This is a genomic window from Endozoicomonas atrinae (assembly GCF_001647025.1).
Classification (GTDB): Bacteria; Pseudomonadota; Gammaproteobacteria; order Pseudomonadales; family Endozoicomonadaceae; genus Endozoicomonas; species Endozoicomonas atrinae.
This window is the reverse complement of sequence record NZ_LUKQ02000728.1, coordinates 1-612: the sequence shown is the minus strand read 5'-3', so window position 1 is coordinate 612 and position 612 is coordinate 1. Positions and strand designations below refer to the sequence as shown.

The 612-nt window shown below is 48.9% G+C and carries 1 protein-coding gene and 1 tRNA gene; one reads left to right on the top strand and one right to left on the bottom strand.

Going from position 1 to position 612, the window contains the following annotated elements; all coding sequences use genetic code 11:
• The coding region (locus AK963_RS30315) for a tyrosine-type recombinase/integrase (protein ID WP_175404778.1) at positions 1-460 on the top strand (460 nt) is incomplete at its 5' end.
• A gap of 58 nt (positions 461-518) precedes the next feature.
• On the opposite strand, the gene AK963_RS30310 is transcribed toward AK963_RS30315, so the two are convergent.
• Positions 519-611 (bottom strand) — tRNA-Ser (locus AK963_RS30310).
• Position 612 lies beyond the last annotated feature (1 nt).

The window sequence follows — 612 nt, the reverse complement described above, 5'->3', positions numbered from 1 at the left end:
CCATGTGATGATGATCACCAAGATTTGCCTGTCTACCGGTGCTCGCTGGGGAGAGATCGAGAGCAGGAAGGATCACCACTTCAAGAACAATCAGGTTTACCTGACCTACACCAAGTCCAAGAAGAACCGGATCATCCCGCTAGACGAAGCATTGTTCCTGGAGGTGAAACAACACATCAGGGACAAGGGAGAGTTCACCAACTGTCAGGAATCGTTCAGACGGGCTTTACTGCGCTCTGGAGTGAGAACCGTTCGAGGACAGGCCAGCCACGTGCTACGCCATACCTTTGCCAGCCACTTTATGATGAACGGCGGAAACATTCGGGTACTGCAAAGTATCCTCGGTCATTCCGACATTAAGATGACCATGAAATACGCAAAATTCAGCAAAGAACACTTAAACGACGCCGTTAGACTAAATCCATTAAGTAAAATGGACACTTCTTGGACACATCGGTAATTTGGAACAAATGAGCTAGAATAAAAGGAAGGGAAATCAAGGAGTTAGAAAAGATAAATGGCGGTGAGGGAGGGATTCGAACCCTCGATACGGCTACAAACCGTATACTCCCTTAGCAGGGGAGCGCCTTCAGCCTCTCGGCCACCTCACCG